Origin of the sequence: Erwinia sp. MYb416 (genome assembly GCF_037479575.1) — a bacterium.
Taxonomy (GTDB): Bacteria; Pseudomonadota; Gammaproteobacteria; order Enterobacterales; family Enterobacteriaceae; genus Erwinia; species Erwinia rhapontici.
The window spans coordinates 423590-442669 of the sequence record NZ_JBBGYT010000439.1 but is presented as its reverse complement, the minus strand read 5'-3'; the positions used below and the strand labels follow the sequence as shown (position 1 = coordinate 442669).

The 19080-nt window shown below is 55.0% G+C and carries 20 protein-coding genes, 1 pseudogene and 1 riboswitch; of the genes and pseudogenes, 7 read left to right on the top strand and 14 right to left on the bottom strand.

Features of this window, described 5'->3' with window-relative positions:
* Nucleotides 1-39: 39 nt before the first annotated feature.
* The 6 genes and pseudogenes from sanA to metG all read right to left on the bottom strand — a co-directional run bounded on the left by sanA (nt 40) and on the right by metG (nt 6981).
* Nucleotides 40-753, bottom strand: a complete 714-nt coding sequence (gene sanA / locus WH277_RS20835) for an outer membrane permeability protein SanA (RefSeq protein ID WP_159336312.1) — start codon at nt 751-753, stop codon at nt 40-42.
* 153 nt (nt 754-906) lie between these two features.
* A complete protein-coding gene (locus WH277_RS20830; protein ID WP_159336313.1) occupies nt 907-2604 on the bottom strand; it encodes an NAD-dependent malic enzyme in 1698 nt (565 codons plus the stop codon).
* A gap of 126 nt (nt 2605-2730) precedes the next feature.
* The gene (gene cdd / locus WH277_RS20825) at nt 2731-3621 is read right to left on the bottom strand and encodes a cytidine deaminase (RefSeq protein WP_133841486.1); all 891 of its coding nucleotides are present in this window, start codon (nt 3619-3621) and stop codon (nt 2731-2733) included.
* 126 nt (nt 3622-3747) lie between these two features.
* The gene (locus tag WH277_RS20820) at nt 3748-4440 is read right to left on the bottom strand and encodes a CidB/LrgB family autolysis modulator (protein ID WP_339506750.1); all 693 of its coding nucleotides are present in this window, start codon (nt 4438-4440) and stop codon (nt 3748-3750) included.
* A pseudogene (locus tag WH277_RS20815) lies at nt 4433-4828 on the bottom strand (CidA/LrgA family protein). The gene WH277_RS20820 and the pseudogene WH277_RS20815 overlap by 8 nt, the downstream one beginning before the upstream one ends.
* 71 nt (nt 4829-4899) lie before the next feature.
* Nucleotides 4900-6981, bottom strand: a complete 2082-nt coding sequence (gene metG, locus WH277_RS20810; protein ID WP_259151745.1) for a methionine--tRNA ligase — start codon at nt 6979-6981, stop codon at nt 4900-4902.
* A gap of 133 nt (nt 6982-7114) precedes the next feature.
* On the opposite strand from metG, the gene apbC reads away from it, so the two are divergent.
* Complete coding sequence (apbC, locus tag WH277_RS20805) at nt 7115-8227, top strand: iron-sulfur cluster carrier protein ApbC (protein WP_339506748.1); 1113 nt, start codon at nt 7115-7117, stop codon at nt 8225-8227.
* A 43-nt stretch (nt 8228-8270) separates the two neighbouring features.
* Here apbC and WH277_RS20800 read toward each other — a convergent pair whose 3' ends face one another.
* From WH277_RS20800 to WH277_RS20780, 5 genes are all read right to left on the bottom strand, one after another.
* A complete protein-coding gene (locus WH277_RS20800; RefSeq protein WP_133841491.1) occupies nt 8271-8519 on the bottom strand; it encodes a hypothetical protein in 249 nt (82 codons plus the stop codon).
* A gap of 32 nt (nt 8520-8551) precedes the next feature.
* Entirely contained in the window at nt 8552-9169 is a 618-nt protein-coding gene (locus WH277_RS20795) for a trimeric intracellular cation channel family protein (RefSeq protein ID WP_133841492.1), read from the bottom strand.
* A gap of 111 nt (nt 9170-9280) precedes the next feature.
* On the bottom strand, nt 9281-9703 hold the full coding sequence (locus tag WH277_RS20790; RefSeq protein WP_133841493.1) for a GNAT family N-acetyltransferase: 423 nt from the start codon (nt 9701-9703) through the stop codon (nt 9281-9283).
* 162 nt (nt 9704-9865) lie between these two features.
* Nucleotides 9866-10462, bottom strand: a complete 597-nt coding sequence (gene wrbA / locus WH277_RS20785; RefSeq protein WP_159336315.1) for an NAD(P)H:quinone oxidoreductase — start codon at nt 10460-10462, stop codon at nt 9866-9868.
* A 114-nt stretch (nt 10463-10576) separates the two neighbouring features.
* Nucleotides 10577-11461, bottom strand: a complete 885-nt coding sequence (locus WH277_RS20780) for a pirin family protein (protein WP_339506745.1) — start codon at nt 11459-11461, stop codon at nt 10577-10579.
* A gap of 106 nt (nt 11462-11567) precedes the next feature.
* On the opposite strand from WH277_RS20780, the gene WH277_RS20775 reads away from it, so the two are divergent.
* Nucleotides 11568-12509 (top strand): LysR family transcriptional regulator, encoded by a 942-nt coding sequence (locus WH277_RS20775; RefSeq protein ID WP_339506743.1) that lies wholly within the window; start codon nt 11568-11570, stop codon nt 12507-12509.
* Between the two features lie 19 nt (nt 12510-12528).
* Here the strand turns inward: WH277_RS20775 and WH277_RS20770 are convergent, their stop codons facing one another.
* Nucleotides 12529-12852, bottom strand: coding sequence for an AzlD domain-containing protein (locus WH277_RS20770; protein ID WP_133841496.1), 324 nt, complete (start codon nt 12850-12852; stop codon nt 12529-12531).
* Nucleotides 12852-13514, bottom strand: a complete 663-nt coding sequence (locus WH277_RS20765) for an AzlC family ABC transporter permease (protein ID WP_133841497.1) — start codon at nt 13512-13514, stop codon at nt 12852-12854. Before WH277_RS20765 ends, WH277_RS20770 begins: the two co-directional genes overlap by 1 nt.
* Before the next feature lie 103 nt (nt 13515-13617).
* Here WH277_RS20765 and WH277_RS20760 point away from each other — a divergent pair, with 103 nt between their 5' ends.
* The 5 genes from WH277_RS20760 (at nt 13618) to fbaB (ending at nt 18262) form a co-directional block, all read left to right on the top strand.
* Nucleotides 13618-14166 carry a helix-turn-helix domain-containing protein gene (locus WH277_RS20760; RefSeq protein WP_133841498.1) on the top strand — a complete coding sequence of 183 codons (549 nt, stop codon included), beginning with the start codon at nt 13618-13620 and terminating at the stop codon, nt 14164-14166.
* 277 nt (nt 14167-14443) lie between these two features.
* Nucleotides 14444-15226: a hypothetical protein gene (locus WH277_RS20755; RefSeq protein WP_167863627.1), complete on the top strand. Its 783-nt coding sequence runs from the start codon at nt 14444-14446 to the stop codon at nt 15224-15226.
* Nucleotides 15227-15337: 111 nt separating this feature from the next.
* A riboswitch (TPP riboswitch) is annotated at nt 15338-15434 on the top strand.
* 34 nt (nt 15435-15468) lie between these two features.
* A complete protein-coding gene (gene thiM, locus WH277_RS20750) occupies nt 15469-16260 on the top strand; it encodes a hydroxyethylthiazole kinase (protein ID WP_339506739.1) in 792 nt (263 codons plus the stop codon).
* Nucleotides 16257-17057 (top strand): bifunctional hydroxymethylpyrimidine kinase/phosphomethylpyrimidine kinase, encoded by an 801-nt coding sequence (gene thiD, locus WH277_RS20745; protein ID WP_339506737.1) that lies wholly within the window; start codon nt 16257-16259, stop codon nt 17055-17057. The genes thiM and thiD overlap by 4 nt, the downstream gene beginning before the upstream one ends.
* Nucleotides 17058-17209: 152 nt before the next feature.
* Nucleotides 17210-18262 carry a class I fructose-bisphosphate aldolase gene (fbaB, locus tag WH277_RS20740; protein WP_133841502.1) on the top strand — a complete coding sequence of 351 codons (1053 nt, stop codon included), beginning with the start codon at nt 17210-17212 and terminating at the stop codon, nt 18260-18262.
* Between the two features lie 59 nt (nt 18263-18321).
* On the opposite strand, the gene WH277_RS20735 is transcribed toward fbaB, so the two are convergent.
* Nucleotides 18322-19008, bottom strand: a complete 687-nt coding sequence (locus WH277_RS20735) for a GntR family transcriptional regulator (protein WP_133841503.1) — start codon at nt 19006-19008, stop codon at nt 18322-18324.
* Nucleotides 19009-19080: the final 72 nt, after the last annotated feature.

The window sequence follows — 19080 nt, the reverse complement described above, 5'->3', positions numbered from 1 at the left end:
CTCGCCTGAAGGGCTGACCTTTTCTGGTCAGCCCTTTTGTTATTTCTTCTTCTGTATCTCCAGTAACTGCTCCGGGGTCACCGCTGGATAACTCTGGGCGTCTTCCGGTACTTCATGCCGCGCCGGGATGGGCACCAGCGGCCCGAGGAAGCGCGGCTCACGCTTCATCAGATACAGATCGGCCAGCGCACCCAAACGTGCACCGACTTCACGCGTTCTCACGCTCCACATATTTTTCGGCGAGGGAACGGCATAACACTGAGCCTGAATCCCCATATGCAGGGCGATAAACAGCGCACGCTCACAGTGGAAACGCTGAGTGATAATAATAAAATCGTTGGTATCGAACACTTTACGGGTGCGCACAATCGAATCGAGGGTGCGGAAACCGGCATAATCCAGCACGATATCTGAGGGGGCCACGCCTGCGGCAATCAGGTCGCGGCGCATGGTCATCGGTTCGTTATAGCTTTGCTGCGCATTGTCGCCACTCAGCAGCAGATAACTGACTTTGCCACTGTTATACGCGTTAATCGCTCCCTGTATGCGGTACAGATAATACTGGTTGATAACCCCGGTCCGGTAATATTTGGCGGTACCCAGAACCACGCCAACCTGCCGGTGCGGCAGTGCTTTCAGATCGTCATAGACGTAAGGTGCGGTTTTCCAGCTCATCCAGCGATCGAGGCCAAGCGCGGTCAGTACCACCAAGGCAATGATGATAATCAGACCATAAATCAGGCGTTTCAACATGCGGAACGGCGCTCAGGTTGGCGGTGGAATATGGATTCAAGGCTACTTGAGGCGGAGAGGTGAAGCAAGTCACACCGTATCGGATGGGGCTTTTTCGCGCAATAACCCCTCCCAGGCGGAGAGTATGACCCGCCTGGAAGGGAAATCGCGCTATCAGATTGAGGTGCGGCGATAATTACGGTACTGCGGCAGCCAGAAGTTGGCCGCGATAGCCTTCGACAGCACATCTTCGGAGGTCACCACCGCCACGCCTGATAGCTGTGCGGCTTTCCCCACTGCCATGGCGATCAGTTTTGACACGCCCTGAATATCTTTCACTTCAGGCAGGACCGGGCCAGAACCCTCGTTGACCAGCGGAGAACACTCTGCCAGCGCCCGGCTTGCCGCCATCAGCATGCCGTCCGTGACGCGCGTTGCACCCGACGCAATCACGCCAAGGCCAATCCCCGGGAAGATATACGAGTTATTACACTGGGCAATTGGGTAGATCTTATCCTTCCAGGTGACCGGGGAGAACGGACTGCCCGTCGCCACTAAAGCATTACCGTCGGTCCACGCCATAATATCCTGCGGTGTCGCTTCTACACGAGAGGTCGGGTTAGACAGCGGCATGATGATGGGACGCGCACAGTGTTTGTGCATTTCGCGCACAATCTCTTCGCTGAACAGGCCTGGCTGGCCGGACACGCCAATCATAATGTTTGGCTGCGCGTTACGCACCACATCGAGCAGTGACAGCGAGTCGCTGCTGCTGTCCCAGGCGGTCAGGTTTTCGCTTTTCTGCACCAGTTTGCTCTGGAAGTTAAGCAGGTTGGGCAGCTTATCGGTCAACAAACCGAAACGATCGACCATAAAGACGCGCCCACGGGCCTCTTCATCGCTGAGGCCTTCAGACTTCATCTGCGCGATGATCTGCTCGGCAATACCACAACCGGCTGAGCCCGCCCCCAGGAACACCACTTTCTGTTCACATAGCTTGCTGCCTGCTGCACGGCTGGCGGCAATCAGCGTACCCAGCGTCACTGCCGCGGTGCCCTGAATATCATCATTGAAGCAGCAGACTTCATCACGATAGCGCTCAAGCAGCGGCATCGCATTTTTCTGTGCGAAATCTTCGAACTGCAACAGCACGTTAGGCCAGCGGCTTTTCACGGCATGAATAAAGTCGTTCACGAAGCTTTCGTACTCTTCACCCGTAATACGCGGATGACGCCAGCCCATATACAGCGGGTCATTCAGCAACTGCTGGTTGTTGGTCCCCACATCCAGCACCACCGGGAGGGTATAGGCCGGGCTGATCCCGCCACAGGCGGTGTAGAGGGAGAGTTTACCGATAGGAATACCCATCCCGCCAATGCCCTGGTCACCCAGGCCGAGGATACGCTCACCGTCGGTGACCACAATCACCTTCACATTCTGCTTGGTGGCGTTTTGCAGCATATCTTCAATGTTGGCACGGTTCGGGTAAGAGATGAACAAACCGCGTGCACGACGATAAATCTCAGAGAAGTGCTCGCAGGCAGCGCCCACCGTTGGGGTGTAAATGATCGGCATCATCTCTTCCAGATGATTATCGAGCAGGCGGTAGAACAACGTTTCGTTGGTGTCCTGGATATTGCGCAGATAGACGTGTTTATCGTTATTGTTCTTAAAGTCCTGGAACTGACGCCATGCGCGCTCTGCCTGCTCCTCAATGCTTTCCACTGTTTCTGGCAGCAGGCCATTCAGGTTGAAGTCATTACGCTCTTCAATTGAGAACGCACTGCCTTTGTTCAGAAGGGGGAATTCCAGCAAGATAGGGCCAGCATAAGGGATGTATAGCGGTCGTTTACTTTCGTATTCGAGTTCCATGCAATTCATACTCTATTAGGATCGGGATGTTGTGGCGCCAATCCTAAAATAATTCATCTGAAAGTACAGCTTTTGTTAACATGCAATAACAAAAGCTGCGATCTTTCTCGAATTATAAAGACTCTTTTACGATTTTTTCAGCACAACCGTAGTCAAACGCATGCAACCCAGCGCGGCCAGCGTGGCTGCTGTGGCGCTCTGTTGGCTTAATGCGGCATCCGGGGCTTCGGCCAGAACGGCCTGGTGAATATCGCTCAGGCTATGTCCGCTAAGGCTGAGTAAATTCAGTGCGCCCTGCAACGGAGGCAGGCTGGGATTAAACGCCGCGTTTTCTGCATAACGCCCGGCAAAGATCGCGCCGCTGACGGTTTGTAAGGCGACACCGCTCCAGGCCTTGCTGTAAGGCGCATGACTGTGGCTGGCGGCGTTAATGGCGGCTTGCGTCAGTGCATCGCCCGCCGCGATAAAGCCGTGGTCAATATCGTCCATCAGCAGGGTGGTGATGGCCAGGTCGTGCGGGCCAAAGGAATCCGGCAGATAGTCCCCCAGCGTGGCCGCAGCACGGCCAGGCAGTTCAATCGTCAGCCCGCTGCCGCTGTTCAGCTCATTCATAAACTGTCGGCAGTGGCCGCATGGCGTGTAGTTGACGGTGATGCACGCCAGTGCACTTTCTCCCCGCAGCCAGGCATGCGTCACCGCACTCTGCTCGGCATGAACGGTCTGCTGCATCGTGGTACCGGCAAACTCCATATTGGCACCAAAGAACAGCGTGCCGCTTTTACCACGTGCAATGGCACCCACTTTAAAATCAGACAAGGTGGCTACCGCGCAGGCGGCCGCCAGCGGCAGCAGGGCAAAGGCCAGTTCACTGTCGTTAAATCCGCAGTGCTTTTTCAGTTCACCCGCCTGGCTGGCCGTGATAAATCCGGCGAAGTCATCCGCGGCCAGGATCGGCTGAAGTGCGCTTTGTAACAGGGTAGGAAGCGTGGCAAATGCCTGCTGGTAACGTGGGTGCATAGTGGGGCCTCTTTCGCTGAATGCAGCCCATGTTAGCGGGCCGGCAGCCAGTTATATGTGATCTAAGTCTCTCTATCAATGTAATAAATGAAATTGATCAACAAAATGCGAGACTTATCGCAAGTTTTAACCCCACAGCATCATTAATAGCGGAAAAATAAACGGTGCCAGAAGCGAAGTGATAATGCCGCACAGCACCAGTGCCAGTGAGCTGAACGCCCCCTCCTGGTAATCGATCTCGGCAGCCCGTGCTGTCCCCAGTGCGTGCGAAGCATTTCCGATAGCCAGACCGCGTGAGGATTTACTGCGCACCTGCAGCATGTTGAGCAGCATATGGCCGAAGACAGCCCCCAGCACGCCCGCCAGCAGCACGCAGATAGCACTAATAGCCGGGATGCCACCCAGCGTGCCGGAGATGGCCATCGCAATCGGCGTGGTGACCGATTTGGGTAACAGCGTGGCGGCAATCTGTGGCGTCGCGCCTAACCACAGCGCAATCGCCGTACCGGACACCATTGCCGTGATGCTTCCGACAAAGCAGACGCTTATAATCGACTTCCAGCGCGAACGGATTTGATGCATCTGCTCATACAGCGGCAGCGCCAGCGCCACGACGGCCGGTTGCAGCAGGTCATTGAGTAGGGCGCTGCCCTGGAAATAGCGCGTGTAGGGCAGTTGCAGCAGCAGCAGCAGCGGAATAATCACCGCAATCGCAATCAGCAGCGGGTTAACGATCGACATTTTGACTTTTGCCGCCAGCTTGCGTGCGGCAAGAAAGACCAGCACGGTCAGCGGCAGCGACCACCAGATATCACTCATCGCTTGCTCCCGTGCGTCGCTGATGGCGGTCATTAAGGCGCTGTGACATCAACCCAATGGTGACCAGCACAATCAGCGTACTCACCACGCAGGAGATCACAATCGGGCCGAACTGAGCGGTCAGAATATCCATATCGTTCATGACGCCAACGCTGATGGGGACGAACAACAGGGCCATATAACGGATCAGCAGATGGCAGCCGGGTTTTACCCAGTGGATCGGAAGCAGTTGCGAAGCCAGCAGCTAAAACAGCACCAGCATACCGATAATACTGCCAGGAATGACAACAGGCAGCAGGGCTGAAAGACCGCGACCGGCATAGAGGCAGAGGTAGATAATGATGAAAGCGCGAAGATATTGCCATAAAACCAGGAGAGCGCTGCGCATGGTCAGATCCCAGAGTGCATAGGGGCGGGGCAGGCCCCGCCTGGGTCAGGCAGGCCTGACCCCCTACGAATTTACTTAACTTGTTGGCCTGGCTGAGCGCCGCTATCCGGGCTGAGCAGGAAGATATCTTTCCCGCCAGGACCCGCCGCCATCACCATACCTTCTGAGATGCCGAAACGCATTTTGCGCGGCGCGAGGTTTGCCACCATCACCGTTAGACGGCCAACCAGTACCGCCGGGTCCGGGTAGGCCGCACGGATGCCGGAGAACACGTTGCGCTTCTCTCCACCCACATCCAGTGACAGACGCAGCAGCTTATCGGAGCCTTCAACAAATTCCGCGTTTTCGATTAGCGCAATACGCATATCGACTTTGGCAAAATCATCGAAGCTGATGGTGTCCTGAATCGGATCCTCCGCCAGCGGACCGGTCACAGGTGCCTTCGCTGCGGCGGCATCTTCTTTTGATGCCTCAATCAAACCGTTCACTTTGTCCATCTCAATGCGGCCATAAAGAGCTTTAAATGGCGCAATGCTGTGGCTCAGAAGAGGTTGCTGAATACCATCCCAGCTCAGCTCCTGATTCAGGAACGCTTCGGTGCGGGCGGTCAGCGATGGCAGCACAGGCTTCAGCCAGGTCATCAGCACGCGGAACAGGTTGATACCCATAGAGCAGATAGCCTGCAGGTCGGCATCACGTCCTTCCTGTTTCGCCACCACCCACGGAGCCTGCTCGTCAACATAGCGGTTAGCCACGTCGGCCAACGCCATAATTTCGCGCACAGCACGGCTGAATTCACGGCTGGCCCAGGCTTCACCAATGCTGGCTGACGCATCCGTGAAGGTTTTGTACAGCGCCGGATCTGCCAGTTCAGCAGAAAGCTGCCCGTCAAAACGTTTGGCGATAAAGCCGGCATTACGTGATGCCAGGTTAACCACCTTGTTGACGATATCGGCATTCACACGCTGCACGAAATCTTCCAGATTGAGGTCGATATCGTCGATGCGTGATGAAAGCTTCGCTGCGTAGTAGTAACGCAGGCTGTCGGCATCCAGATGTTGCAGCCAGGTGCTGGCTTTAATAAATGTGCCGCGTGATTTAGACATTTTCGCGCCGTTAACCGTGACATAGCCATGCACAAACAGGTTGGTCGGTTTACGGAAGTTGCTGCCTTCCAGCATGGCTGGCCAGAACAGGCTGTGGAAGTAGACGATATCTTTACCGATAAAGTGGTAGAGATCGGCATCCGAATCTTTTTGCCAGAACGCATCGAAGTCGATATCACCGCGCTTATCGCACAGGTTTTTGAAGGAACCCATGTAACCGATAGGTGCATCCAGCCAGACGTAGAAGTATTTGCCTGGGGCATCAGGAATTTCGAAGCCGAAGTACGGCGCATCGCGGGAGATATCCCACTGCTGCAAGCCGGAGTCGAACCACTCCTGCATTTTGTTCGCCACCTGCTCCTGCAACGCACCGGAACGGGTCCAGGCCTGTAACATGGCGCTGAATTCCGGCAGATCGAAGAAGAAATGCTCAGAATCACGCATCACAGGTGTTGCGCCAGAGACGACGGATTTCGGATCAATCAGTTCAGTCGGGCTATAGGTGGCCGAACAGACTTCGCAGTTGTCGCCATACTGATCCGGCGCCTTACATTTCGGGCAGGTGCCTTTCACAAAACGATCGGGCAGGAACATGCCTTTTTCCGGATCGTAAAGCTGAGAAATGGTACGGTTCTTAATAAAACCGTTCTCTTTCAGTCGGGTATAGATCAGTGCAGACAGCTCACGGTTCTCTTCGCTGTGCGTAGAGTGGTAGTTGTCGTAGCTGATATCAAAACCGGCAAAGTCGGTCTGATGTTCCTGACTCATCTCGGCAATCATCTGCTCCGGCGCGATGCCCATCTGCTGAGCTTTCAGCATAATTGGCGTGCCATGTGCGTCATCGGCACAGATGAAGTAAACCTGATTGCCGCGCATTCGCTGGTAACGGACCCAAATATCTGCCTGGATATGCTCGAGCATGTGGCCGAGATGAATGGAACCATTTGCGTACGGCAGTGCGCACGTTACCAAAATTTTTTTCGCGACTTGAGTCATATTAAGACTTAGCTCATACCTGTTGAAAAAGGGGTTTAGATGGTAACCGATTGCCTGACCCTGCGTAAACAAGGGGTTCAACTCCCTGCGGTTTTTTCCGGCTGGTTACGTCAGTTCGGGCCAGATCTGATATGCTTAATGACATAAATGCAGGCAGAACAACCAGCAATATCAAGGAACACAGATGACTTCACAATCCCAGGGGCATCATTCCCCCGAAGCGCTACGCGCGATCGTGATGGGCGTGCTGACCACGTTTGAACACCCCACGTTGAACCGTAATCTCACCGTACTGAAGGCGCTGCGCCACTGTGCGCTGCTCGATAACACTCTGCATATTGAACTGAATATGCCGTTTGTCTGGCAGGGGCCGTTTGAAAGCCTGAAAGCGACGGTCAGTGCTGACCTGCTGCGTCTGACTGGCGCGGTAGCGATTTCATGGCGCTTAACGCTGAATGTGGCGACGTTACAACGGGTCAAAAATCGCCCTGGCGTCAACGGCGTAAAAAACATTATTGCCATCAGCTCTGGTAAAGGGGGCGTCGGCAAATCGACCACGGCGGTCAACCTCGCGCTGGCGCTGGCCGCAGAGGGAGCGAAAGTCGGACTGCTGGATGCCGATATTTACGGACCGTCGATCCCGGATATGCTCGGTGTTGAAGATCAGCGGCCAACCTCACCGGACGGCACACATATGGCACCGATTATGGCCCATGGCCTGGCCACCAACTCAATTGGTTATCTGGTGACCGAGGATAACGCCATGGTGTGGCGTGGTCCGATGGCCAGCAAAGCGCTGATGCAGTTGCTTAACGAAACGTTATGGCCGGAACTGGATTACCTGGTGCTGGATATGCCGCCTGGCACAGGGGACATTCAGTTAACCCTCGCACAGAACGTGCCGGTGACCGGTGCCGTGGTCGTGACCACGCCGCAGGATATTGCGCTGATCGATGCGCGCAAAGGCATTGTGATGTTTGAAAAAGTGAATGTCCCGGTGCTGGGCGTAGTGGAAAACATGAGTATGCATGTTTGCAGCCAGTGTGGTCATCATGAAGCGATATTTGGTACGGGGGGGGCCGAAAAGCTGGCGGAACAGTATCACACTCGTCTGCTGAGCCAGCTTCCGCTGCATATCAGCTTGCGCGAAGACCTGGATAATGGCGAGCCCACCGTTGTGCGTCGTCCCGACAGCGAGTTCACCGCACTGTACCGTCAGCTGGCGACACAGGTGGCCGCGCAACTTTACTGGCAGGGTGAGGTTATCCCGGAAGATATCGCGTTCCGCGCGGTGTAGTGAGACGGGCCGGCCTTTTTCCGGTCGGCCCGTGATGAATCCGTTACACCAGTCTGACGTGCCGCTGCTGAAATCCATCCACCATTGAATAATCGAAATCAATTTTCCCACCGTCGAAAAGCTGAGTAATCAACGTGAAATCATTGTCCGGTGTGACATTGCAACGATGGTTAAGCAGGGTGTCCTGAATAGTAAACGAACGGTCACCGCGCGCGATACGCTTCAGATATTGCAGCATGTCGTATGCACGTACACTTACGCCTGCCTGTTCATGAGGGGGTCTGCTTGTCATTTGCTACGGCCATTTTCAGTGCTAAAACGTCATTATAATCCGTTGTGTTTAATCGACGGCAAGCCGATTTTGTATTTTAGTGAAATCAGACGGAGCAACGTACAGCTAATAATCGCGAACCAGGCGCTGTAGATCTGCGGGATCAGCCCGGCTGAGCCGGTCAGCTCAATCGCGGCGCCAATGAGCGCCGCGCTGGCATAAATATCCTGGCTGAAAATCGCCGGAGTTTTTCCAGTTAACACGTCGCGCAGGCAGCCGCCACCGACGGCGCTGATGCAGCCCAGTATCAGGGAAAGCTCAATATTGTGGCTGTGCTCCCAGGTTTTATTGGCACCGAAGGCAGCAAAGAAACCCAAACCCAGCGCATCAAAAAACAGGGTGGCTTTTTCAAAAGAGAGGATGAGTTTTTGAAAAAAGGCAACGCAGATGACGGCTGTCATGATTACCACCAGATAGGCTGAACTGACCAGCCCGGCGGGGGGAAGGCTGGCAATACAGATATCTCTGATCACGCCACCGCCAATCGCGGTGGTCGCCGTCAGTACAAACACCCCGAAGAGATCAAAATCCTCGCGTACTCCGGCGGTCGCGCCACTTAACGCAAAGGCCAGCGTGCCAGCTAAATCAAGCAGATGAAAAACATTCAACATGTCACACATCCCTGATGAGCGTGAAAAATGATTTTCCAACGCCTGTAAAGAGAGTGACAGATAACCCTGCCTCTGCGCTGTCGTCGTGAGCAGAGGGTGCGGTAGGGGGGGTTACAGCACGTAGTGCATCAGCAGGTACTCGCCCTGATCGCTTTCCCCTTCGGCCACCACCCGCCAGCCGTGCTTTTTATAAAACAGCTGAGCCTGCAGGTTTTCCGCCAGACATTTGAGCGCGCCAGTGGAGGTAAAGCTTTTTTGCACGGCCTGCAATAATGCACTGCCCGCGCCGCTGCCCTGCCAGGCCGGGTCGATAAACAGGCTGTGCAGAAAATTATCGTTATCCAGTACGGCGGCAAATCCGATGCGGTGGCCGTCTTCTTCGGCCACCAGCACCCGCTCGCCCCGCGTCACCCGATCGAAATCCTCTAACTGCCATTGACTGTCATCCAGCCAGGTCCAGTTGGTTTTACGCGAGGCAAGAAACAGTGTGCGTAGGAATGGCCGATCCGCTTCGGTGAAAGGACGTATATTCATGTAAAAACTCCTGCAACATAAACGCCGGGTGGCAACGGCGCAGAGTGTAGCGTAAAAGCGCGTCGGTAGCAGCGAAAGGCATCAGGCAGGAGGAACGCATGAGAGAAGGGCGCAAAAAAAAGAGATGATGGGCTCATCTCTTTGCAGGGGACAGTGCGTTTTTTACTTCAATTTTGCCGCGATCGCCGCCACGTGTTGCCCCTGGTGTTTTGCTATAGCCAGTTCACGTTCGCTGGGTTGTCGCGACCCATCGCCACCCGCCAGTGTGGACGCGCCATAGGGTGTGCCGCCACGCACTTCTGAAATATCAAACAGTTCGGGGGTGCTGTATCCGATGGGGACAATAATCATCCCGTGATGCGCGAGGGTGGTCCAGGTCGAGGTAATGGTCATTTCCTGCCCACCGCCGGTGCCGGTAGAGGTAAACACACTGGCCACTTTGCCTACCAGAGCCCCCTTGGCCCACAGGCCGCCGGTCTGATCGAGGAAATTACGCATCTGCGCTGACATGTTGCCAAAGCGGGTGGGCGTGCCAAAAATAATCGCATCATAGTCAGCCAGTTCTGTCGGGCTGGCAATCTCGGCGGTCTGATCGGCTTTACCGCCGTACGCTTTGAACGCCTCGCTATCCATGGTCTCCGGCACGCGTTTGACGGTGACCTCGGTGCCCGGCACGCTGGCTGCCCCTTCCGCAACGTGCTGCGCCATGGTTTCAATATGCCCATACATTGAATGGTAAAGAACTAAAATCTTTGACATTTTACTTTCCTTATTGGGATGGATGGCATTTTCTTTTGGTGCTAATAAACGTGAAATAAAACGACGTAATACAGACACTGATATCACCCCTGGTGAAGGCGTTGATAAGCCACATTATTTAAAAATAGGCATGGAGGTGGGCTGAGGTTGGCCCTCCATTTCCTCACGCAGGCGACGACCGATGTCGTTAATTCTAGCTTCGCCTGCGCGTAATGCCGCATCACTGGTGTGCACAGAATAATTCCCCAGTGAGAGGGACCACGGATGAGCAACAGCGGAACCGATCACGAAGCGCGTTTCGGCATCTCCGGCGTGAAGGGTGACGGGTTGAGAACCGGCTGCGAAGATGACCATTTCACCTGTAGCGATCTTTTCAGGTGAAACCAGCGTGCCGCGACTGATACTGAGCCACAGGCTGGAATGATTTTCCGGCGGAATATACTGCCAGGATGAGTGTGCGGGCAGGGTCACCAGCAGATAATTGATGCCGTCATGCGAGCGAACCGGGCTTTTTACGCCCTGATATTCACCCAGAATGACGTATGCCGGGCCGGTTTGCGGCATCGACCGCGCTTCAAGATACTGACTGTCAACGGGGCCATTTTCCAGTTCAGGTGGCAACGCCAGCCAGAGCTGAAATCCCTCAACATACTCAGAATCACCTGCCGACATTTCTTTGCCGTGCCAGACGCCGCCGCCTGCGCGCATCCATTCCACCCCGCCATAGCCAATCATGCCTTTACCCGAATCCGGATCGTCAAAGCGCAGATTGCCTTCCGTGATTACGGTGACAGTGGCAATACCAGAGTGCGGATGAAGCGGCATACGATCAATCATCGTGCGATCGCCGGTGAAGCGATCGAGGAAAACGAAAGGTCTGACGATCGTGCCATAGTCTGACGGGCTCATCAGACGGATAATGGGCCCCGTTCCTCTGCCGCGTGTCCGGTGTTCGATGTGGCGGGAAACGGGGTGTTCCTCGGGCGCTAACGGTGACATTTGACTTCCTCTGGTAAGCGGTGAACGCAAGGTTATTCCGCTGGAGTACATGATAGTGTTGTATCTTAACCATTCGAACACTGCTTGATTAGAGGGCGTAATATCATTGGACTCATCCATTTTTGGACGTAATAAGATGCTCGATCTGAACGACGTCGCGATCTTTATCCATATCGTTGAAACGGGAAGTTTCGCCGCTGCTGCGCGACGGCTGGGAGTGCCACCGAATACACTGAGTCGACGGATTAAGCTGCTGGAAGCGAGTCTGGCGGTGCGGTTATTTCATCGTTCCACCCGCAAACTGACCCTGACCGGTGCCGGTGAGCAGCTGTATGACCACAGTGCACAAAAAATCAGTGAGTTAAACGCCATCAGTACGCAGCTGGTCAGTGAGAATCAGGTGCCGATGGGACGGATAAAAGTCGCCGCGCCTGCTGACTTCTTCGATCTGTTTTTAATGGAGTGGGTGGCCGATTTTCTGGCGTTATATCCGCAGCTGCAGCTGGATTTTATTCTCAGTGATACACATGCGGATATGATCGGCGAGGGCATTGATGTCGCGTTTCGTGGTGGACGCTTAAAGGATTCCAGTCTGGTTGCCCGAAAAATCAGTACTGGCCGCCGTCTGATGGCCGCCAGCCAGCATTATCTGGATACCTTTGGTGTGCCTGACAGCATCGACGCGCTGCAGCATCATGCCTGCATCGGCCAGTCTGCATCCTCTTCACCGGCTATCTGGCATCTGGTGGGGCCACAAGGTGCGGTGCAGGTTGAGGTGACTGGCCGTTTCTCGGCCAATACCGCGCAGGCCCAGCTTAAAGCGGCTCTCAGCGGGCTGGGCATCTGTTTTTTACCTGAATCCCTGTTATACGACAGCCTGACCCGCCAACAGCTGGTCGCTGTGTTGCCTGATTATGGCCAGCTGAATAACGATTTGTCGATTGTCTATCCCAGCCGTCATTACATTCCGTTGGCGGTATCGACTTTTGTCGAACACACGGTGGCGCTGCTCAAGAAAACCATCGCTGATAAGCACAGCCGTTCATGATGTGATGCGGCTGCGAAGGCTATTGAACACCGGCGAGGCGCAGCAGGGCGGTGACTGCCGCTGCCGCCAGGATCACCCCAATCAGCGGCACTTTGCGCCAGGCCAGCAGCACGGCCACCGCCACCCCGGCGACACGTGCCGTCCCGGCAAAGTGGTCACCTGCATAAAATGTGCTGCCCAGCGCCACCGCAAACAGCAGCGTAGTGGCCGCATCAGACAGCAACTTACGCGCGTTTTCAGACAGGGTCATGCGGTTACCCAGCGTGGCACCGGCAAAGCGCATCAGCCAGGTTCCCACGGCCAGAATCACGATCCCGCAGATAATCAGTGCGTTGTCTGCCATTATTTCCTCCTCGCCAGCAGTCCGGCCATTGAGAGCAATACCGGCAGCCCGATAGGCGTAAAGGGCACGGCCAGCAGTGAGATTACCGCCCCGCAGGCGGCGCGGATCAGCGTGGTGCGGGATTTCAGGGCGGGGATCACCAGCGCCAGTAAAATGGCCGGAAATACCGCATCCAGCCCAATCACCTGGGTATCAGGCAGCAGTGTGCCAATCACACTGCCCAGCATGGCCCCCAACGGCCAGACCACGGCGACGCCGAGGCCACACAGCCAGAAGGCGGCTTTACGCTGCGCGTGCGTGGGCTGCGACAGGCCAAACACCACGCTTTCGTCATTCATAATATGGCAACCGAGCACGGCAGAGAGACGCGAACCTACCAGGTCACGTACGGCAATGCCAAAGGGGAAGTGGCGCGCATTGACCAGCAGCCCGGCCAGCGCAGCGGCCAGCGGATTGCCCCCGCCAGCGACGATGGCAATAAACATAAACTCTGAGGCACCGGCCAGCACAAACAGGCTGGAGAACAGCGGAACCCATAGCGGGAATCCATAAGCGGTGGCCAGCGAACCGTAGGAGATGCCCACAACGCCGACCGCCAGGCAGATCAGATAAATCGCTTTACGCGTGTCCGGGCTGAGTGATGAAAAATGCCGACTGAACATTATTTGTTTTCCATAACGAACGAAGTTGTCATTATAATGAACGCAGGTGCTTCTAAGATCAACACGAACGTTTCGTTCATTTTGGCGAACGATAAGGCGAAAGATGACACAGCCCATAGCGGTAATTGCGGAAAGTTTGATTCGGGAACGCACACAGGCCGGGCTTTCACTCGCCGAAGTGGCCCGAAGGGCGGGAATTGCAAAGTCGACGCTGTCGCAGCTGGAGGCGGGCAACGGTAACCCCAGCCTGGAGACGTTGTGGGCGCTGTGTGTGGCACTGAATATTCCCTTTGCCAAACTGCTGGAACCTGAAGGCAACAAAACCCAGATCATCCGGCGTGGCGAAGGGGCGAAAGTGGTGGCCGGAGAAGCGAACTATCAGGCCATTTTGCTGGCCAGCTGCCCACCGGGTGCGCGGCGCGATATCTATCTGTTAATGACCCAGCCGGGTGCTGACCGTCTGTCACAGCCGCATCCTGTTGGATCGGTTGAGCACATTATCGTCACCCAGGGGCGGGCGCTGGTCGGGCTTAAGGATGCCCCGGAAGAGCTAGCGCCAGGCGATTACATCTGCTATCCCGCCGATCGTGAGCATATCTTTAAAGCGCTGGAACCCGACACCCTGGCACTGCTGGTGGCAGAGCAGGGATAAAGGGAGGATGGGGACGGAAAACCGTCCCGTAATCGGGTTTTTATACCGTGTCGCTGAATAGCGGTTGACGGGGAGTTATGATTCTATCGAACCGATTTTTTGTTGAGACTATTCTTATCGTTAGCTAGAATGCGGCCTGAAAAAGTGAAGGTGTATTATCATTTCTACATAAAATGTGTATTTGCTTTTAATAAAGCAATCTGGGATTTAAATCAAAATCGGTCAGGCTGACGTTCAGAATGTTCTGGCCGAAATAAATTATAAAATGGAGTTAAGAATGAAAGGCATCAGTAAACTGGTCTGGGCAGGTCTCGCGCTGAATATCTGCTATCTCGGCGCGGTAGTCTATCTCACTACCCAGATAGAGGATGGTGAGTTAACTATTTTTGCACGCAATGCGATTGCTTTTTTACAGTACTTCTCCATCCCATTTTTAGTTTCTATTTTATTGCAGATCATCAGTTTGCCCCTGTTATTCAAAAGCCCAAAGTGGGGGCTGGCGCTGGCTATCATTGGCTCGCTTATTATCCTGCCATTAAGTATGATTTTCCTCGCCGGTTATATGTTTAGCTATGAAAAGCATTGCAACAAGGGCCTGGAAGTATTTTCGCCAGGTGATAAAAACACACTTTCACAGGCTTTAACATTTAAAACATCGATGTTCTATGTGCAGGGCGGGATTTCCCTTGCTATCGGATTGTTTATTCTGGCCGATGGTGTGAGCGTTGGCGGATTATTAGTCTGTACCGGGATCATTTTTATCTCAAATGCGATGCGTTTAAAGCAACGCGTGATGATTGGGGTGTCAGGCGATAAATTGATCCTGACCCCGGCGCTGTATGCTGAAACCTGTCTGATCCCGCTAACCGATGTCACGTTAATCAAAGAAAATAAAAATGTATTCAAACTGCATATCCACTCTGCTGGTGTTGACAGGAAATGTAGCTTTAGTAAAAAAATGATCGCCGGAGAGAATGCTCAGGCAGACCTTGCGGAGATTTTGTCAACATTGCCGAAAGCGGACAGCGAGGCTGTGGCGGTGAGTGACAAGCCTGAATAACCTCCAGCCCGGGCGGCGGGAGACGTAAAAGCTTGTTTCTCTGCCATCTAACTGGCATGATTCTGAAGGGTGATTATCGCAATGGTAATTACAACACATTGATTTTACTATTTAAATGACTCGGGGTGCCCTTCTTCGTGAAGGCTGAGAAATACCCGTACCACCTGATCTGGATAATGCCAGCGTAGGGAAGTCAGATGCCCGACCGGCATCGCCTTCTTGATCGCCGGTTGGGAGCATATATGATCCAACCTGAACGCCTGAGCCACGCCGATGTGGCCCATTCCCTGACGCTGTTTCAACAGCAATCTCCCCTGATTCACTGTATGACCAATGATGTGGTGCAAACCTTTACCGCCAACGTGCTGCTGGCGCTGAGGGCTTCCCCGGCGATGGTGATCGATCAGGACGAAGCCGCGCAGTTCAGCGCCATTGCTGATGCCCTGCTGGTAAACGTTGGTACGCTGACCCATTCCCGCAGTGAAGCGATGCGGGCAGCGATCCATGCGGCCAGCGCTGCCGGACGACACTGGACATTAGATCCGGTGGCGGTAGGGGCGCTGGATTTCCGTACCACTTTCTGTCACCAACTCCTGTTACTCAAGCCCGCTGCGATCCGCGGCAATGCTTCGGAAATTATGGCACTGGCAAAACAGGCGGTCAGCGGACGGGGCGTAGACACTCAGCATGCGTCAACGGCGGCATTACAGGCAGCCGTTGCGTTGGCGACGGAAACGGGGGCGGTGGTGGCGGTTACCGGAGAAGTGGATTTTGTCACCGACGGTGTGCGCACCCTCAGCGTCAGCGGCGGTTCCCCACTGATGACGCGCGTGGTTGGCACCGGCTGTGCGTTGTCCGCCGTGGTCGCCGGATTTACCGCGCTGCCCGGCGATCGTCTGGTGCATGTCGCCAGCGCCTGCCACGTGGGGGCGCTGGCGGGAGAGCGAGCAGCGGCAGCGGCGCAGGGGCCGGGCAGCTTTATCCCCGCGTTCCTCGATGCACTGTATCAACTGAACCCGGAGGCACTGGTATGAAACGGATTAACGCCATGACCATTGCCGGAACTGACCCGAGCGGTGGCGCCGGGATCCAGGCCGATCTGAAAGCTTTCTCTGCACTGGGCGCCTATGGCACCAGCGTGATCACCGCGCTGGTGGCGCAGAACACCACGGGCGTGCAGTCGGTCTATCGCATTGACCCGGCATTCGTGGGCGCGCAGCTGGATTCGGTCCTGTCGGATGTGCGTATCGACACGATAAAGATTGGCATGCTGGCAGAAAGCGCCATCGTTGAGGTGGTTGCCGAACGGCTGAAAGAGACCCCGGTGCCCTGGGTGGTACTGGATACGGTGATGCTGGCAAAAAGCGGCGATCCGCTGCTCTCTGCTGAGGCGGTTGCCACCTTACGCGAGCGTCTGTTACCGCAGGTCTCCCTGATTACGCCCAATCTGCCAGAAGCCGCCGCGCTGCTGGCCTGCGATCCGGCACGCGATGAGGCCGAGATGCGTGAACAGGGCAGGGCGCTGCTGGCGCTGGGCTGTCAGGCGGTACTGATGAAGGGCGGCCATCTTAGCGAATCGGAAAGCCCGGACTGGCTGTTTACCCACCAACTTGAACAGCGGTTTACCGCGCCTCGCATTATGACGCGCAATACGCACGGTACGGGCTGTTCGCTGTCGGCGGCGCTGGCGGCACTCCGTCCGCGACACGATGATTGGGTTGCCACCGTACAAGCGGCTAAATACTGGTTGCAGGGGGCGCTTGAGCAGGCAGACTCGCTGGAGGTCGGCCACGGGCATGGTCCGGTGCATCATTTTCATCAGTGGTGGTGACCACGATGGTCCGCGTTTTTTTGTGCGGATCGTTCTGAAAAATGGAGTCAGCAATTTGCCTTAATAACAGTTTTGGGTCCACCCTGTTGGGGTCAGGAAAACTGACCCGCGGGCCATCAAAATGGCCCTCACACATTTTAACAGGAGTTATCATGACGGACATCGTACAGTTATTGGGCAAAGAAGCGGATTCTCTTTTGCAACATCGCTGCATGACTATTCCAGCGGACAACCTCTATCTTCCAGGGGCGGATTATGTGGATCGGGTGATGGTCGATAACAATCGTCCCCCGGCAGTTTTACGCAATATGCAAACACTGTACAACACCGGACGTTTAGCCGGGACAGGTTACCTCTCTATCCTCCCCGTAGACCAGGGCGTCGAGCATTCGGCGGGCGCCTCTTTTGCTGCGAACCCGCTCTACTTCGATCCGAAAAATATTGTGGAGCTGGCGATTGAAGCGGGCTGTAACTGTGTGGCTTCCACGTATGGCGTACTGGCTTCTGTCTCACGGCGTTACGCACACCGCATCCCGTTTATGGTTAAGCTCAACCATAACGAGACGCTGAGCTATCCCACCCAGTATGACCAGACGCTGTATGCCAGCGTTGAGCAGGCGTTTAACCTCGGTGCTGTCGCCGTCGGGGCCACCATCTATTTCGGTTCAGAGCAGTCACGGCGTCAGATTGAAGAGATCTCTGCAGCCTTTGAACGCGCCCATGAACTGGGGATGGTCACCGTACTGTGGGCGTATCTGCGCAATAATGATTTTAAAAAAGACGGGGTGGATTACCATGCCAGCGCTGATTTGACAGGCCAGGCAAACCATCTGGCGGCCACCATTGGCGCGGATATTGTGAAACAGAAAATGGCGGAGAATAACGGCGGTTATAAAGCAGTGAAATTCGGCCATACCGATGAGCGCGTCTACAGCACACTGACTACAGATAACCCTATCGACCTGGTACGTTATCAACTGGCGAACTGCTATATGGGGCGCGCCGGGATGATCAACTCCGGCGGTGCGGCAGCAGGGGATACGGATATTGCTGAATCCGTACGTACGGCGGTGATCAATAAACGTGCAGGCGGCATGGGGCTGATTTTAGGGCGCAAGGCCTTTAAGAAATCGATGAAGGACGGCGTGGCGCTGATTAATTCAGTGCAGGATGTCTACCTCGCGAAAAACGTCACCATCGCCTGATTTATCGTAGGGGTCAGGCATGCCTGACCCTGTATCAACCGTGCCTTGTCCCGCCGGTTTCAGAATGGCTCAAACCACTCGCTGTTCTGCTCGGCAATCGGGGTAATAGAGAAAATCATCTCCTGCAAATGGCGGCGCAGCGCCTGTTCAGCGGCATCGGCATCTTTCGCACACAAGGCCAGGTAAATCTGGTGGTGCTGCTCGATCAGGCTCTCTGGCGGTGACACTTTACTTAACGTCAGAAAACGCACGCGGTCCATGGTGGCTTTAATATTTTCCACCGTCTCCCACGCCAGTTCACAGGCAATACTTTGCGCGATCAATCGGTGAAACTCATCGTCCAGCAAGAGAAACGATTGGCTGTCGTGGCGATCGGCGGCCAGCTTTTGTAATTGCAGATTATGCTCCAGCGCCGCCAGCCCGACAGGTGTGGCTTCTGCAGCTGCACGGCGTACCACTGCAACTTCAACAGCTTCACGTATAAAGCGACCATCGGCAACGCGCTGTGCGGAGATTTTACGCACGAAGGTGCCGCGCTGCGGAAGGACCTGCACCAGGCCCGCTTCTGCCAGTTTGATAAAGGCTTCACGAACCGGCTGACGCGATACGTTAAAGCGCGTGGACACCTCTTTTTCCGACAGCAGTGAGCCGGGATGGATCGCACAGGTGACGATATCCTGACGCAGGAATCGATAAATCTGCTGGTTGACCGGCTCACTGGCGGTGATGGTATAAACTGTCGACATTCGGCAACGTCCCTTTAGCGGCGGGTCAACAGCCTGCCCGCCTATGGCGTGAAAGCCTTCAGTCTAATCAGG

What these genes read in the sequence shown, in the direction of transcription:
- apbC (WP_339506748.1), top strand. Translation starts at nt 7,115, where the DNA reads ATGACTTCACAATCCCAGGGGCATCATTCCCCCGAAGCGCTACGCGCG.
- thiD (WP_339506737.1), top strand. Translation starts at nt 16,257, where the DNA reads ATGAAACGGATTAACGCCATGACCATTGCCGGAACTGACCCGAGCGGT.
- sanA (WP_159336312.1), bottom strand. Translation starts at nt 753, where the DNA reads ATGTTGAAACGCCTGATTTATGGTCTGATTATCATCATTGCCTTGGTG.
- WH277_RS20765 (WP_133841497.1), bottom strand. Translation starts at nt 13,514, where the DNA reads ATGTTCAGTCGGCATTTTTCATCACTCAGCCCGGACACGCGTAAAGCG.
- WH277_RS20795 (WP_133841492.1), bottom strand. Translation starts at nt 9,169, where the DNA reads ATGTTGAATGTTTTTCATCTGCTTGATTTAGCTGGCACGCTGGCCTTT.
- WH277_RS20735 (WP_133841503.1), bottom strand. Translation starts at nt 19,008, where the DNA reads ATGTCGACAGTTTATACCATCACCGCCAGTGAGCCGGTCAACCAGCAG.
- WH277_RS20755 (WP_167863627.1), top strand. Translation starts at nt 14,444, where the DNA reads ATGAAAGGCATCAGTAAACTGGTCTGGGCAGGTCTCGCGCTGAATATC.
- thiM (WP_339506739.1), top strand. Translation starts at nt 15,469, where the DNA reads ATGATCCAACCTGAACGCCTGAGCCACGCCGATGTGGCCCATTCCCTG.
- cdd (WP_133841486.1), bottom strand. Translation starts at nt 3,621, where the DNA reads ATGCACCCACGTTACCAGCAGGCATTTGCCACGCTTCCTACCCTGTTA.
- WH277_RS20820 (WP_339506750.1), bottom strand. Translation starts at nt 4,440, where the DNA reads ATGAGTGATATCTGGTGGTCGCTGCCGCTGACCGTGCTGGTCTTTCTT.
- WH277_RS20780 (WP_339506745.1), bottom strand. Translation starts at nt 11,461, where the DNA reads ATGTCACCGTTAGCGCCCGAGGAACACCCCGTTTCCCGCCACATCGAA.
- fbaB (WP_133841502.1), top strand. Translation starts at nt 17,210, where the DNA reads ATGACGGACATCGTACAGTTATTGGGCAAAGAAGCGGATTCTCTTTTG.
- wrbA (WP_159336315.1), bottom strand. Translation starts at nt 10,462, where the DNA reads ATGTCAAAGATTTTAGTTCTTTACCATTCAATGTATGGGCATATTGAA.
- WH277_RS20770 (WP_133841496.1), bottom strand. Translation starts at nt 12,852, where the DNA reads ATGGCAGACAACGCACTGATTATCTGCGGGATCGTGATTCTGGCCGTG.
- WH277_RS20830 (WP_159336313.1), bottom strand. Translation starts at nt 2,604, where the DNA reads ATGGAACTCGAATACGAAAGTAAACGACCGCTATACATCCCTTATGCT.
- WH277_RS20790 (WP_133841493.1), bottom strand. Translation starts at nt 9,703, where the DNA reads ATGAATATACGTCCTTTCACCGAAGCGGATCGGCCATTCCTACGCACA.
- WH277_RS20800 (WP_133841491.1), bottom strand. Translation starts at nt 8,519, where the DNA reads ATGACAAGCAGACCCCCTCATGAACAGGCAGGCGTAAGTGTACGTGCA.
- WH277_RS20760 (WP_133841498.1), top strand. Translation starts at nt 13,618, where the DNA reads ATGACACAGCCCATAGCGGTAATTGCGGAAAGTTTGATTCGGGAACGC.